Source organism: Micromonospora sp. NPDC007208 (genome assembly GCF_042869175.1).
Classification (GTDB): Bacteria; Actinomycetota; Actinomycetes; order Mycobacteriales; family Micromonosporaceae; genus Micromonospora; species Micromonospora foliorum.
In genome coordinates this window covers 128,010-140,941 of record NZ_JBIAFG010000011.1, presented here as the reverse complement: position 1 = coordinate 140,941, position 12,932 = coordinate 128,010, and the positions used below count along the sequence as shown (strand labels likewise).

The following is a 12,932-nucleotide window of genomic DNA, read 5'->3' as shown; positions in this document are numbered from 1 at the left end:
GAGTCATTCGGCGCGGACGAGGGCCTGGGCCAGCGTCGCGAGCCCCGCCCGGTCCACCCCGTCGGGCAGCAACGGCAGCTCCATCATCGGCAGCCCCAACTCCACCAGGTCGGCGCGGAGCGAATCCTCCAGTTCGCGCCGGATGAGCTGGTCACGTGCCTCATCGTGCAGCCCGGCCACGATGTCCCGATCGGCCGGCAGCCCGGCGGCGACCAGCCCGCGCCTCAACTCCGCGGCGGTGACCGCCGGTCCGGCGGGCAGCGGGGCTCGGACACCGTTGACGAGCACCTTTCCGACGCCGAAGCCGAGGGCGGTCAGGTCGGCGATCGCGTCGACGGTCTCCTGGATCGGCATCTCCTCCAGCAGCGTGACCACGTGCACCGCGGTCATCGGGGAGCGCAGCAACGCGGCGACCCCCTCACTCTGGGTCTTGATCGGGCCCACCTTGGCCAGCCGGGCGGTCTCCGCCGTCACGTTGAGGAACCGGCCGATCCGTCCGGTCGGCGGGGCGTCCAGCACCACGGCGTCGTACGCCCGCCGCTGCCCGGTGGTGCGGGTGGTGGCCTCCTTCACCTTGCCGGTGAGCAGGACGTCCCGCAGGCCGGGCGCGATGGTGGTGGCGAAGTCGATGGCACCCAGCTTGCGTAGTGCCCGGCCCGCCGCGCCCAGCTTGTAGAACATGTCCAGGTACTCGAGCAGCGCCTCCTCGGCGTCCACCGCGAGCGCGCGCACCTCACCACCGTCCGGCGCGTCGGCGAGGTGGCGCTCCTCGTAGGGCAGGGGCTCGATGCCGAACAGCTGGGCGATGCCCTGCCGCCCCTCCACCTCGACCAGGAGGGTGCGCCGGCCACCCGCGGCGAGCGCGAGGGCCAGCGCCGCCGCCACGCTGGTCTTACCGGTGCCGCCCTTGCCGGTCACCACGTGGAGACGGGCGGGCCATCCGGTACCGGCCGGGTCGATGGGGCGCTCAGCTGCACACACCCGTCGAGCCTATCCAGGCGTGGAGGTCACGCGACCTCGCAGACCCACCAACCCGTCTTCTGCACCACAGTGAAGCGCAACTCCTGGTCGGCGACCTTCTCGTCGGCGGTGGTCATGGTGAGCCGGGTGGAGACGGTGGCCCGTTCCCCGGTCTGGTTGTCCACCTTCGGGGTGGTCCAGCGGAAGCGCGGGTTCTGGTAGGTGGAGGCGTACTTCTCCACCTCGGCCACCTTCGCGGCGATCTTGTCGTCGTCGCGGGAGGCGGCGCAGACGCGACTGGCCGCCTTGGTCGCGTCGCGATCCTTGTAGACCGCGGTGAGGAACTCGTCGACGGCGACCGCCGGCTCCTTGGCGCCCTCGCCGGTCTCGGCATTGCGCAGGGTCAGGAAGGCCACCACGCCGCCGCCCACGCAGAGCACCATGATCACGACCAGTGCGATCGCCGCGATCAGCAGGCCGCGCTTCTTCTTCGGCTCGGCCGTGCCCGGGTAGGGCGGGTAGGCCGGCGGGGGCGGAGGGATCGACGAGGGGTTCGGGGCACCCGGCTGCGTCGGGGGTGTGGCGGTCGAGGTGGGGCCGCCGGTCCCTTCCGGCTGGCCGGCACCGCCGGGCTGCCCGGGGAAGGTCGGCTGGCTGGAGCCGGCTGGCTGCCCGGGGAAGGTCGGTGCGGTGGGGGCGGCGGGGAGCGCCGGCTGCGCGGGGGAGGTGGGAAGGGCGAGCTGCCCGGGCGGCGGAGCTGGGGTTGGCTGGGCGGGGATGTTCGGTGCGCCGGGCTGACCGGCGGGATCCGGATGGGCCGGTGGGTGAGTGGGTGTGCCGGCCTGGTCGCCGCTGGGCGGGTGGGTCATGTCGTTCCCCCAGGGGTGCGGCGCCCGCCGCCACCCCTGGCGCCGAGCGTGATCGAGCGGGCGGCCGGGCGCTGCGCGACCGTCCGACCGGAAGGGTAGCGGTCGATGACGGGGTCGGTGTCGCCCCTGCCTGCCGGGCGGGCCCCACGATCCGGTGAGGGGTACCCGCGTCGGTTCCGGTGTCGGGCCCCCGACCTGCGGTGTGTCGCATATGTGACTGTTGGTGTCCTCTTGTGCGCGTCCTGTTGGCGGGACTGCGGCCACAGACCTACCTTCGTCCCGGTGCGGGGGCCGGAACGGACGAATGGGTCCGGGCCGGAAGCATGATCCGAGAGGTACGACCGGAGGCAGTGCATGCGCGACGCGGACAACATCCCTCGCACCCAGTTCCCGACGAACGACCGGCCCCGCCGGCCCGGGGCCGTGGTCGAGGCCGGCGGGCAGGTCACCAGCCAGCCGATCAACGAACGGTCGTACCGCCGGATGCCGGAGCAGACGGAGACGGGCCGGATGCCGAGCCAGCCCGCCGAGCGGACCCGTGAGGACGACGAGCCGGGCTTCGTCATCCACCTGCCGATCCGGGTGCCGAATCTGGCGGCGGCGACCGTGCTGGCCGGCCGGGTCGCGGTGTCCCTGGGGTTCCTGCCCGAGCTGGACGCCGGCGAGACCACCGTGTCCAACGCCGACGACCAGAACAACAGGCACCGGGTCTTCTGTGACCTGCTGCTGCCCGACCGGTCCCGCTGCCCCCAGGGGTACGAGCACGAAGGGGGCTGCGGGGAGCTGCCGGCCACGCCGGAGCAGCGTCCCGTACCCGGTCCGGCCAGCGGACCGTAGGCTGTCCCTCGAACAATTCCGCACCGAGAGGGAGCCCTTCAGCGATGCAGAAGTGGGAATACTCCACGGTCCCGCTGCTGGTCCACGCGACCAAGCAGATCCTCGACAACTGGGGCGAGGACGGGTGGGAGCTCGTCGCCGTGGTCCCCGGCCCGAATCCGGACCAGCTGGTCGCCTACCTGAAGCGGCCCAAGGCGTGAGCAACGGTCCGCACGCGAAGCTCGCCGAGCTCGGTCTCGAACTGCCCGAGGTCGTGCCGCCGGTGGCCAGCTACGTCCCGGCCGTGCAGTCCGGGCAGCACGTGTACGTTTCCGGCCAGTTGCCGATGGCCGAGGGCAAGCTGCTCGCGACCGGCAAGGTCGGCGCCGGGATCTCCGCCGAACAGGCGAAGGACCTGGCCCAGCGGTGCGCGCTCAACGCGCTGGCCGCGGTCGACTCGCTGGTCGGCCTGGAGAACGTGGTCAAGGTGGTCAAGGTGACCGGGTTCGTGGCGTCCGCGCCCGGCTTCACCGGTCAGCCCGCCGTGATCAACGGTGCCTCCGACCTCCTCGGCACCGTCTTCGGGGAGGCCGGCCGCCACGCGCGCAGCGCGGTAGGTGTGGCCGAACTGCCCCTGGACGCCCCGGTGGAGATCGAGCTGATCGTCGAGGTCGCCTGACGCGTCCCCAACGCCCCGCGATCTTGCCGTTTCCGCTCGGACGAAAGCCCTGAACGGGGATGAATCAGGGACGGCAAGTGCAAGATCGTGGGGTGTGGCGGGCGGGGTCGTACGATCGCAGCCATGAGCGGGCACGTGACGGGGGCGGTGGCGGCGCTTGCCGACGAGCTACCCCGCTGGGTTTCACTGCTGCGTGCGCCGAACCCGGGGCCGATGACCCTCGACGGCACCAACACCTGGGTGCTGCGCGCCCCGGCAGCCGAGTACGCCGTCGTGGTCGACCCGGGGCCGGCGGACGAGGGGCACCTGACCCGGATCGCCGAGCACGGCCCGATCGGGCTGATCCTGATCACGCACGGCCACCCCGACCACACCGAGGGCGCCGCCCGCCTCAGCGAACTGCTCGGCGGGGTGCCGGTGCTCGCCGTCGACCCGGCGCACACCATCGGCGGTGAACCGTTGACCGAGCCGGCCGAACGCCTCGGCGGGTTCGGCCTGGAGATCAGTCTGCTGGGCACGCCGGGGCACACCGCCGACTCGGTCTGCTTCCTGGTCGCGCACGACGACGAGCGGGTGGTGCTCACCGGTGACACCATCCTCGGCCGGGGCACCACCGTCGTCGCCCACCCCGACGGGCACCTCGGTGACTACCTGACCAGCCTGGAGCTGCTGTCCGCGTACCGGGGGATCCCGGCGCTGCCCGGCCACGGCCCGGCGCTGGCCGACTGCGCCGCCGCCGCCGACTTCTACCTCGCCCACCGCCGGGCCCGGCTCGACCAGGTCCGGGCGGCGGTCGCCGCCGGCGCCCACACCCCGGCCGACGTGGTGGCGACGGTCTACGCGGACGTGGACCGCTCACTCTGGTGGGCGGCCGAATGGTCGGTCCGTGCCCAGCTGGAGTATCTGGGCGTCGACACCGGGGAATCCGCGCCCGGGGTCAGTGGGTTGGAGCACATGTGACCTGCCCCGTGTGTGGAACTGTTGCCGTTCCCGGGGCGCGGTTCTGCCACAACTGTGGCGCCGCGCTGCCGGCCGCCGCCACGTTGCCGGCGGCCGAGCGCCGGGTGGTCACCGTGCTCTTCGGTGACCTCTCCGAGTTCACCTCCTGGTCGGAGGACCTCGACCCGGAACGCGTCGGCGCGGTCACCGACCGGGTGCTCGCCGCCCTCGCCGGTGCGGTGAAGACGTTCGGCGGGCACGTCGACAAGCTGACCGGTGACGGCATCATGGCGGTCTTCGGCGCCCCGGTGGCGCACGAGGACGACGCCGAACGGGCCGTCCGGGCCGCCCTGTCCATGCAACGGGCCGTCCGCCGGGTGCTCGACGACGAGCGGGGCGGCGGTGCGCCCCTCGGGCTGCGGGTCGGCCTGAACACCGGCGACGTCATCGCGGGAATCCAGGCCGCGATCGAATACACGGTCATCGGCGACACGGTGAACACCGCGGCCCGGCTCGCCGACGCCGCCGCGGTCGGGGCCGTCTACGCCGGTGGACGCACCGCCGCGGCCACCAGGCACGTCTCCTCCTGGCGGGCGCTGCGCCCGCTGCGGCTCAAGGGCAAGCGTGAGCCGGTCGAGGCGTACGAGCTGCTGGGTCTGCTGGACGCCCCGGGCACCCGCTCCGGGCTCGGCGACGAGGCGCCGTACGTTGGCCGGGAGACGGAGATCGGGCGGGTCGCCGGCCGGCTCGCCGAGGTGATCGACCAGGGCGACCCACGGGTGCTGCTGATGACCGCCGAGGCGGGCATCGGCAAGTCCCGGTTCGCCGCCGAGGTGGAGCGCCTCGCCGCCGGGTACGACGTCGGCGCTGGCCGGTACGCGGCGCACACCGGGGCCCGGGTGCTCTCGGTGCGCTGTGCCGCGTTCGGTGAGCGGCGACGGCTCGCGCCCCTGGCCGACCTGGTGCGGGCCGCCGTCGGCCTGCCCAGCGACGCGTCCACCGCGCTGACCCGCCCGGCGGTGGAGGAGCGGCTGCGCCGGCTCGGGCAGCGGCTGGCCCGTTCCGGCGCGGAGACCCCGCCGATCGCCACGGAGCAGCTGCTCGCCCTTCTCGGCTACGCCGAACTCCCGGCGCACAGTGGCACCGACAGCGGCGAGTGGGGCGGATCGGGCACTCCCGCCGCGGATGCCGAAGTGGTGCCGAACGCGGTCGCCGACCTGCTCAGCGGGCTCGCCTCGGAGGCGCCGCTGGTGATCGTGGTGGACGACCTGCACGACGCCACCGCCGAGACGATCAGTGCCCTCGGGTTGACGCTGTCCAGGCTCACCGGCCCGGTGCTGGTGCTGCTGCTCGGCCGCCCCGAGCTGGTGCGTACCGCCGGCGCGCTGACCCGCGTCGCGGACGCCGAGGTGCACTCGCTGCCGCCGCTGCGCGGCGCCGACGCGGCCCGGCTGCTCACCACCTACCTCGGCGGCGGCAAGCTGCCACAGGCCGACGCCGACCGGTTGCTCGCCACCGCGCAGGGCAATCCGTTCTACCTGGCTGAGCTGGTCACCCTGCTGATCGAGCGCGGCGCGCTCACCACCGAGTCGGTGCGCGGTTCCGCTGCCGCGTCGGTGCGCGGCGCCGGCTCGGCGCGGGGTGCCGCCGCGGAGCGGCCCGGCTCCGGCGAGCGGGAGCAGAGCGGGCCGGCCAGCTGGCGGTTGGTGCCGGGTTCGCTGGGCAGCCGGCTGCTCTCCCGGGACCTCGCCGCCGTGCTGGCGGCCCGCATCGACGCGCTGCCGCCGGACGCCCGGTCGGTGCTGCGCGACGCCGCGGTCACCGGTGACACGGTGCCGACCGGCGCGCTGGAGGCGATGCGGGAGCAACGGGGTGGTCGCGACGGCCGGCCGTCGGCAGTGGTCGCCGTCGAGCTCGACCGGGCCGTCGAGGAGTTGCTGCAACGCCGGATGCTGCACCGCTCGCGTACCGGCTACTCCTTCGCGACACCGCTGATGCGGGAGGCCGCGTACGCCGGGGTGAGCAAGGCCGAGCTGGCCGAGCGGCACGCCGCGCTGGCCCGCTGGGCGGCGCCGGCGGACGACACCACGGCCAGCACGGTGGGCGGGTTCACCGACGAGGCCCGGGACGACTTCGTGGCGACGCACGTCGAGCGGGCCGCCACGCTCGCCGACGCGGTGAAGCTGCGCCCGGACGCGCCGGCCCGGGCGGTGGTTCCGCTCGGCGTCGCCGCGCTCGGCCGGGCCGCCCGCCGGGCGCTGTCCGCCGGTGAGCCGGCGATGGCCGTGGAGTACGCCGAACGCGCCACCGAACTGGCCCGCGACGGGGTGCCGGCGGCCGATCAGGTGGTGCACGCCCGGGCTCTGCTCCAGGTCGGCCGGGTCTCCGACGCGCTGGCGTACGCGGAGAAGATCGCCGCGAACGCGGGGGACGAGGTCACCCGGGTCAGCGCCCTGCTGCTGGCCGGGCAGGCCCAGGAGACCCTCGGCGACCAGGGTCGGGCGGTGACCGCCTGGCACGAGGCGTTGCAGGTGGCCACGGCGGGTCAGCTGCCCATTCAGCGCGCCACGGCGATGCGCCGGCTCGGCATGGCCGACTTCGTGGCCGGGCGGCTGAGTCAGGCGAGTAGCCGGTTGGCGGCCGCGTACCAGGTAAGCCTCGGCGCGCAGGACCGCCGCGGGCAGGCGTGGTCCCTGCAGAACCTGGCCTGGGTGACCACCACCCGGGGTGACTTCGCCGGCACCGACGCGGTGCTCGGCCGGGCCGCCCGGCTCTTCGCCGAGCTGAAGGACCCGTACGGGCGGGCCTGGCTGCGGGGCACCACGGCGTTCGCCCGGCTGCTCGCCGGCCGACTGCGCGAGGCGTGTCGGATGGCGCAGGTGTTCCTGCCGTTCGGCGAGCGGGTCGGTGAGGCGTGGGCGGTGGGCACGTTGCGCGCGGTGGCGGCGTTCGCCACCGCCGAGTTGGGTGACCTGGCCGAGGCGGACCGGGAGGCCCGGCGGGCGTACCGGGAGTTCGCCGCCGCCTCCGACGACTGGGGGCGCGGGTTCGCCCTGGTGGTCCGGGCGGTGGTGGCGCGCGGGCTGGGCGAGCCGGAGCACGCGGCGGACCTGCTCACCGACGCCCTGGCGTACGCGGAGCGCACCTCGCACCCGCTGCTCACCGGGATGGCCGGCACACTGCGCGGCTTCGTCGCCTTGGACATGGGCGACTGCGAGACGGCCGAGCGGGTGGCCCGCTCGGTGCTGACCGCCGTGGAGCCGCACAACCCGCAGGCCCCGGCGCAGGTGGCGCCCCGGGTGCTGCTGGCCACGGCCCGTCTCGCCGCCGGTGACTCGGCGACCGCCGTCGGGCTGCTCGCCCCGGTGGCGACGGCCGCCGCGAACGCACCCTCGCTGCTCTTCTCCCGCCGCCAGACGATGGCCCAGTACGCTGCGGCGCTGCTCGCCCACGGTCAGCGGGAGCAGGCGTTGGACTGGGCCCGCCGGGCGGTCACCGCACCGGCCGAGGACGTGCGCAGCCAGGTGATCGCGGCGAGTGTGCTGGCCGAGGCGTTGGCCGCCTGCGGTCGCCCGGCGGAGGCGCTGTCCTGTGCGGAGGAGGCCGTCCGCCTGGCGTACGCCACCGAGCAGCGCAGCGAACGAGCCGCAGCCGACGCCCTACACACCCGCCTAACCACAGCCCTGGTCTAACCCCTGCCCCCTGCCCCCCGCCCCCCCGCCCCGCCCCCGCTGTTGATCAAGAGGTTTGCGTCAGGATTCGGGCTTCCGGTGACCGAAAGCTCTTGATCAACGCGGCCCCGGGGGATGGGGCAGGTTTTTGCCGGTTTTGGGGATGTGGTGGTCGGGGGGAGCGGCTAGCGTGTCACCACCGCGTACGGGTCCACAGTGGTGACCGTCGCCGTGCCTGGGGAGGCCCTTCATGAAGCTGCCGCGATCCATCGCGGGCTGGACCATCGCGGTCTTCGGCGTGTTGGCGCTGGTGATGGGCGCGGTCGGGCTGCTCTGGCCGGAGGCGCAGCTGCGCATGCTCGGGTTGGAGGTGCCGGCGACGCGGGCCGTGGGTGACCACACCGGGACGTTCCTGCTGGCGTCCTCGATGGCGGCCTTCAACATGGGCGTCTACTACCTGCTCGCCACGGTGACCGAGTGGCGGGTGTTCTACCGGTTCACCGTGGTCTTCCGACTGGTCACGTTCACCGTGTTCACCATCGCGGTGCTGGCCGACATCGCCCCCGACCGGTTCTTCGGGGTGGCGGCGTGGGAAGGGCTGGGAGCGGTGGCCACCGCCATCGGTCTGCGGCTGGATGCCCGTCGAGGCCTCGCCGCCGGCAGGGTCGGATCGTCCGAGGGTGCCGACACGGCTGCGGTCGCCGAGGAGGGTACCGGTCCCGCCGGTGCCGCTCCGGCGGACGCGGTGCGCTGAGCCATCGGTCGGGTTGGGTATTTTCGAGCGGTGACCGACACCCCGACCGGCGGCCCCCCAGTGCCGATCGTGCCCGGTCTGACTGATTTGCGGGTCTTTGCCCGGGGCGGGTACGCGACCGTCTACCAGGCCACCCAGATCTCCGTGGGTCGCGAGGTCGCCGTCAAGGTGGAGAACCGGACGCTGGACAGCGAGCGGGATCAGGCCCGCTTCCTGCGCGAGGCCCGGGCGGCCGGCCGGATGTCGTCACACCCGCACGTGGTGGACCTCTTCGACGTGGGGGTCACCGTCGACCAGCACCCCTACCTGATCATGGAGCTCTGCGACGGCTCGTACGCCGAACGGATGCGCACCTCACCGCTGGGCCCGGTGGAGGCCCGCGACCTCGGCATCAAGATCGCGGACGCGCTGGCCCACTCGCACGCCGCCGGGGTGCTGCACCGGGACGTGAAACCGGCGAACATCCTCTACTCGCCCTTCAACTCGGCGGTGCTCGCCGACTTCGGGCTCGCCGTCCTCGCCGAGCACCGGGACGCCTCGGTCACCCTGGAGGTGCTCACCCCGGCGTACGCGCCGCCCGAGATGTTCAGCCACAGCCCGCCGTCGCCGGCCGTCGACGTGTACGCGCTCTGCGCCACCCTCTACGCGGTCATGCACGGCCGGCCGCCGCGCTGGCAGTCCGAGCGCAACCCGAGCCTGGTCACCGTGCTGGAGATGTTCAACCAGCCACTCCCCGCCCTACCCGGGGTGCCGGACGAGCTGATCGATGTGCTGCGCGCCGGCATGGCCAACGACCCGGCCGAGCGACCCTCCGCCCTGGAGCTGCACGACCTGCTCACCAACCTGCCACTCGGCTCGCCGGCGGCACCGGTGAGCGGCGCTCCGGTCAGCGGCGGCGCGACGCTCTCCGGCCCGTACGCGGCCAGCCAGCCGGTGCCCCGCCCGCCCATCGAGGACACTCAGCGAACGGTCCCCGCCGGTCGGCGTTGGCGGCGCTGGCTCTTCGGCGGCGCCGGGGTGCTCGCGCTCGCCGCCTCCGCGACCGCCGGGGCCTGGGTCGCCGACCGGGCGCCACCACCCGCCCCGTACCCGTCCGCCACCCAGATCGCCGCACCGGCGACCGGGCCGTTGCCCGGCTGCGCGACCGGCACCGGCGCGCCCACCGCCCTGCCCGAGGGCGCCCGGTGCCTGCCCGAGCTGGAGTGCTTCGGCCCGATGCGGATCCGCGGCAGCCGCGCCGAGGCGGTTCGGCTGTCCTGCGCCGGCCGACACACCTGGGAGACGTACGCCGAGGGCATCCTGCCGGTGTCGCTTGTCGGCGCCGACTACGACGAGGTGGCCGCCGCCGAACCGGTACGGCAGGTGTGCAGCGCCACGACGTTCCGCCTGACCACCGGGATCGCCGAGGTGACCGGCTGGCACCTGGAGGTGCTCCCGCCGGTCGACGGCAGCATCGACCGAACCTACCGCTGTCTGGCGGGGCGCGGCGTGGACGCGCTCACCGCGCCGACGCTCACCGGCCGCTGAGCCCGTTCGACCCGCGTCGGCGGTCACGCACCGCACGCAACGCGTCCCGGCTGTCCAGGGCGTCGAGAGTGTCCGCGTCGATCCCGTACGGCATCAGCTCGGGCGGCCCGAAGGCCGCCGACCGGTCCGCCGGCTCCGGGTCGTCGACCTGGCGGGCGGCGGAGACCGCCACCCCGGCGATCATGGTCATGAGCACGCAGAGCAGCGCGAGAACCACACCGAGGAGATCTTGTCGGCGCCACACGACCAGCATGACCAGCGGCGCAAGGGCTCCCAGCGCCGCGAGCACCGCCACCGTGCGCGCATCTGGTCTGGACAATCGGCTCACCCGTCCAGCATGTCGCGACAAGGCCGGCTGTCAACCGCAGAGCCGACCGCCGCGCCGATCGACGTCGATCCGAGCGGCCGCCCGACATGGACCACGCCACCCACACGGAGTGGACAAGAACGGCTACTCTCGGTGTCCCGCAGGCTCTTCCGGCAGCGAGGTCGCCCATGAATCCAGGCAGTTCGCAGTCCCGGCTCCGCTCGGTCGCGTCGACACTGGCGGTCGCCCTCACCCTCGTGCTCGCCGCCGCCGCCGGCTGCGACAGCCGGCAGGAACCGGAGCTGCCCTCCGTGCAGGAGAAGATGCGCGAGACGCACATCTACGGTCAGTCGAAGCTGCGGGTCGGTGTCGCCACCAACGAGCCGCTCATGGGCGAGTTGCGAAACGGCCAGCACGTCGGGTTCGACGTCGAGATCGCGCGGTACATAGCGGCCTCCCTCGGCTACGAGGGGGACCAGCGGCTGGAGTTCGTGTCCGTCGCCACCGAGGACCGCATCCCGTCGCTCCAGGGCGGCACCGTCGACCTCGTGGTGTCCAGCTTCTCCATGACGGAGGACCGTAAGCAACTGGTCAGCTTCGCCGGGCCGTACTTCGTCACCACGCAGGAGGTGATGGTGCCGGTCCGACTCAAGGACAAGATCCGCACCATTGAGGATCTGCGCGACCCGGCCTACAAGGTCTGCACCAGCGGTGGCTCCACCACCGAGGCCGAGTTGGAGAAGCACCAGGTCAAGACGTTCGTGGTCAAGGATGTCGGCGACTGCGTCGATGGCATCCGTAAGGGCCGGTACGACGCGGTCAGCTCCGACGAGTCGATCCTCGCCGGTTTCCTGGCCAGCTTCCCCAAGGAGTTCGAGATCGTGGACATGCCGTTCGGCACCAGCGAGTTGCTGGGCATCGGCGTGCCGATCGGTGATCCCGCGTTGCGCGACCTGGTCGCTTTCTTCCTGCAGAAGAGCTACGTGCAGGGCCGCGACGGAGATGCCAGCCCCTGGCAGACCGCGTACAACCGGACCCTGGGCCCCTGGCTGAAGGCCGAGAAGCGCCAGCCGCAGCCGCTGGAGGTGCCGAAGCTGGTCGACTTCGACGACAAGGCGCCCGCGAAGTGAGCACGGCGCCGACCGCCACCGGTGGCGACGGGCCGGTCCCGCCGCCCCGCACGTCCGTGCCCGGTGGCGCCGCCGACTCGCCGACGATCGACGCCGCGGCGCCGCCGTTCGTCGACCGTCCGAGCACGGGTGCGGGAGGTGCGGTTGCCTGGCCGGCCGCCGTGCCGGTCGCCGAACCCGCCGAGCCGGTCGTCGCCGACGTCGAGCCCGGGCGGGTCCGCTGGGATCCAGCCGAGCGGCGTGCCCGCGCCAGCCAGTCGTTCTGGACCGCGGTGGTGGGCGTACCCGCCATCTTCTCGGTGCTCCGCCTCGGTGTGGAGGCCGGCGGTGAACTCCAGACCACGTTGCTGCTGGTGGCCAACGTCGGGCCGGTCAACCTGCTCGCCGGCTTCCTCACCACGGCGGCCCGGCTGCTCTCCACCGGTCTGGTCGCCGTCTTCGCCCTCGGCGCGGTGCTGGCCGTCAGCGCGGACCGGCTCCCGCCGGGCACCCGGCGACGCCCGCTCTTCGCCCGCTGGGCCGACATCACCCCGGCCTGGGTGGTGCTGGCCAGCTTCCTGCTCGCCCTGATCACCTGGCCGTTGCTCTACCTGCCGCTGCTGTTGCCGGCGTTCGTGGCCGCGTTCCAACTGCGACCCGGGCGGCTGCACGAGCGGGTCGTACCTCGGCTGCTGCTGGTCGGCGTGCTGCTCGCCGGGTACGGCTGGCTGATGCTGCCCACGCTGCGCCAGGCGGTGCAGCAGGGCGATGAGTGGCTGGTGCTGGTGCTCATCGTGGTGCCTCCGCTGCTGGCCCTGTTCATCGCGGGGCCGCTGCCGGGCATGGTGATCCGGCCGCTGGCGTCGGTGACCGAGGTGGCGGTGCTGGCCACCCTGGTCTGGGCGGCGGTGCCGGTGATCAGCACACCGGTGTTGCCGCTGACCGTCACCACCGTGGGCCCGGAGAGTGGGCCCACCGAGGACGTACGCGGGCACGTGGTCACCACCGACGACGTCAACATGGTGATCCTCCAGGAACGGGGCGGCGTCCGATACGTCCCGGTCGATCTGGTCCGCGCCCAGGTGCTCTGCCCGAGCGAAGAGGAGCTACCCCGCCACCAACTGCGCATTCACGACTTCCACATCGAGGACTCCCTGTTGGAGGGCATGGGCCGTCGGGTCCGCCCGGTGCACCGCATCGACGCCGCCTGCCGTACCCCGGCCTGAGCGCCGCCGGCAGGCCGCTCGCGCGTGATCGACTCGGCTTTCAGGAAGTCGGGGCATCGCTGGCGCTGGGACACC

Annotated in this window: 11 protein-coding genes and 1 pseudogene; 9 read left to right on the top strand and 3 right to left on the bottom strand. The window is 73.4% G+C overall.

Going from position 1 to position 12,932, the window contains the following annotated elements:
• Positions 1–3 precede the first annotated feature (3 nt).
• Positions 4–981 (bottom strand): ArsA-related P-loop ATPase, encoded by a 978-nt coding sequence (locus ACFYL6_RS21835; protein WP_387173692.1) that lies wholly within the window; start codon positions 979–981, stop codon positions 4–6.
• 26 nt (positions 982–1,007) lie between these two features.
• Positions 1,008–1,565, bottom strand: a pseudogene (locus tag ACFYL6_RS21830) (hypothetical protein); the annotation flags it as partial.
• Positions 1,566–2,183: 618 nt separating this feature from the next.
• Between ACFYL6_RS21830 and ACFYL6_RS21825 the strand changes: the two are divergent.
• From ACFYL6_RS21825 to ACFYL6_RS21795, 7 genes are all read left to right on the top strand, one after another.
• On the top strand, positions 2,184–2,666 hold the full coding sequence (locus ACFYL6_RS21825) for a hypothetical protein (protein ID WP_387173690.1): 483 nt from the start codon (positions 2,184–2,186) through the stop codon (positions 2,664–2,666).
• A gap of 44 nt (positions 2,667–2,710) precedes the next feature.
• On the top strand, positions 2,711–2,866 hold the full coding sequence (locus ACFYL6_RS21820; RefSeq protein WP_007466198.1) for a DUF4177 domain-containing protein: 156 nt from the start codon (positions 2,711–2,713) through the stop codon (positions 2,864–2,866).
• Positions 2,863–3,324 carry a RidA family protein gene (locus ACFYL6_RS21815; protein WP_354969064.1) on the top strand — a complete coding sequence of 154 codons (462 nt, stop codon included), beginning with the start codon at positions 2,863–2,865 and terminating at the stop codon, positions 3,322–3,324. Before ACFYL6_RS21820 ends, ACFYL6_RS21815 begins: the two co-directional genes overlap by 4 nt.
• Before the next feature lie 123 nt (positions 3,325–3,447).
• Positions 3,448–4,284 (top strand): MBL fold metallo-hydrolase, encoded by an 837-nt coding sequence (locus ACFYL6_RS21810; RefSeq protein ID WP_387173687.1) that lies wholly within the window; start codon positions 3,448–3,450, stop codon positions 4,282–4,284.
• A complete protein-coding gene (locus ACFYL6_RS21805) occupies positions 4,281–7,955 on the top strand; it encodes an adenylate/guanylate cyclase domain-containing protein (protein ID WP_387173685.1) in 3,675 nt (1,224 codons plus the stop codon). The genes ACFYL6_RS21810 and ACFYL6_RS21805 overlap by 4 nt, the downstream gene beginning before the upstream one ends.
• Before the next feature lie 229 nt (positions 7,956–8,184).
• Entirely contained in the window at positions 8,185–8,688 is a 504-nt protein-coding gene (locus tag ACFYL6_RS21800) for a hypothetical protein (RefSeq protein WP_387173683.1), read from the top strand.
• A gap of 30 nt (positions 8,689–8,718) precedes the next feature.
• Positions 8,719–10,215 carry a serine/threonine-protein kinase gene (locus ACFYL6_RS21795; protein WP_387173681.1) on the top strand — a complete coding sequence of 499 codons (1,497 nt, stop codon included), beginning with the start codon at positions 8,719–8,721 and terminating at the stop codon, positions 10,213–10,215.
• Here ACFYL6_RS21795 and ACFYL6_RS21790 read toward each other — a convergent pair.
• Positions 10,202–10,534: a hypothetical protein gene (locus ACFYL6_RS21790; protein WP_387173679.1), complete on the bottom strand. Its 333-nt coding sequence runs from the start codon at positions 10,532–10,534 to the stop codon at positions 10,202–10,204. The two genes, ACFYL6_RS21795 and ACFYL6_RS21790, sit on opposite strands and share 14 nt — an antisense overlap.
• A 176-nt stretch (positions 10,535–10,710) precedes the next feature.
• Between ACFYL6_RS21790 and ACFYL6_RS21785 the strand changes: the two genes are divergently transcribed.
• Complete coding sequence (locus ACFYL6_RS21785; protein ID WP_387173677.1) at positions 10,711–11,652, top strand: transporter substrate-binding domain-containing protein; 942 nt, start codon at positions 10,711–10,713, stop codon at positions 11,650–11,652.
• The gene (locus ACFYL6_RS21780; RefSeq protein ID WP_387173675.1) at positions 11,649–12,857 is read left to right on the top strand and encodes a hypothetical protein; all 1,209 of its coding nucleotides are present in this window, start codon (positions 11,649–11,651) and stop codon (positions 12,855–12,857) included. Before ACFYL6_RS21785 ends, ACFYL6_RS21780 begins: the two co-directional genes overlap by 4 nt.
• Positions 12,858–12,932: the final 75 nt, after the last annotated feature.